This is a genomic window from Burkholderia sp. HMSC10F09, assembly GCF_001806955.1.
In the GTDB taxonomy this organism is placed as follows: Bacteria; Pseudomonadota; Gammaproteobacteria; order Burkholderiales; family Burkholderiaceae; genus Burkholderia; species Burkholderia multivorans.
Map to the genome: position 1 here is coordinate 1 of NZ_KV786883.1, position 767 is coordinate 767.

Annotated in this window: 1 protein-coding gene and 1 pseudogene; both read right to left on the bottom strand. The window is 75.9% G+C overall.

Annotated features, from left to right (window positions below):
* Positions 1–473, bottom strand: a 473-nt coding sequence (locus HMPREF3115_RS24780; RefSeq protein WP_141751734.1) for a Y-family DNA polymerase, incomplete at its 3' end; no start/stop codon positions are given.
* Positions 406–767 (bottom strand): annotated as a pseudogene (locus tag HMPREF3115_RS24785) (recombinase RecA); the annotation flags it as partial. The gene HMPREF3115_RS24780 and the pseudogene HMPREF3115_RS24785, both read right to left, overlap by 68 nt.

The window sequence follows — 767 nt, forward strand, 5'->3', positions numbered from 1 at the left end:
CTGCGCATACGGGCCGACGCGCGCGCAAGCAGCCACGCGCCGCCGGCGGTCGGCGCGGCGGACATGCGTGCCGCATAGCCGAGCGCCGCGAGCGTCGCGCGCACTTGCCGGCACAGCGACGGCAAGCCGCCGAACAGGCGCAGGCTCGGACCGACGTCGACGACGAGCGTCGCTTCGTCGGCCAGTGCGACGTTCGGCGAAAAGCGCAGCAGCGCGAGCGCGACCGCGCGCAGCGCATCGGCTTCGCGCGCGGGATCGCGTTCGACGAGCTGCGTGTCGGGTGCGAGCGTCAGCACGCCGCCGCGCTTCATGCCCGCGCGCACGCCCTGCCGCCGCGCGGCCGCATCGGCGATCAGCACGACGCCCTGCTCGAGCACCGCGCAGCCGGCGCCGCCCGCATCGCCGTCAGACGGCGGCGCGGCGCACACGTCGAGCGGCAGGCGCGGCAGATGGATGCCGAGCAAGACGCGCATAGCGGCTCTCCACGATGGGCGACGGCAGGTCGAGTTCGAGCGGCTCGCTGCGCGCGGGCCCGCGGCGCTTCACGATGTCGAGCGACACGCCGCCCGGCGCCGGATACAGCGCGACGCGCAGCACCGCAGGCGACGGCTGCCGCGCGGCCGACAGCGGGCGCAGCATCACGAACAGCGTGTCGCCGGTGCGCGCGGCCGCGAGATGCAGACGCCGCAGCGCGTCGGGCCGCGCATCCTGCCATAGCAGCAGCGCGCCGCAGCAGCCGGTCTTGAGCGCCTGCTCGGCGGCCCACA